Here is a 238-nt window from a genome sequence, read left to right as displayed (position 1 = left end):
CTATTGAGAGGAGTGAGCAGTATGCAACGCTATTTCATTGAGACGGCCATTAATAATGAAGCGCGCAGTACAGGTGAAGATGCCCGTCATATTATGCGTGTTATGCGGATGAAAGAAGGTGCTGAAATCATCGTTGTGGCACAAGACACAGCTTATATTTGTACGATTACGGCCTTTGAAGATGAGGATGTCTTAGTGCAAGCGACGGGACAAACCATTCCATCCCCTGAACTACCAG

Annotated in this window: 1 protein-coding gene; it reads left to right on the top strand. The window is 45.8% G+C overall.

All coding sequences use genetic code 11. The features are described 5' to 3' along the window. Positions 1-21 precede the first annotated feature (21 nt). The coding region (locus SB660_RS23600; RefSeq protein ID WP_410585019.1) for an RNA methyltransferase PUA domain-containing protein at positions 22-238 on the top strand (217 nt) is incomplete at its 3' end.

It is taken from the genome of Bacillus sp. SIMBA_005, from assembly GCF_046535585.1.
GTDB lineage: Bacteria > Bacillota > Bacilli > Bacillales > Bacillaceae > Bacillus > Bacillus pumilus.
The sequence above is the reverse complement of the archived record's forward strand: the minus strand, read 5'-3'. Positions and strand labels throughout refer to the sequence as shown.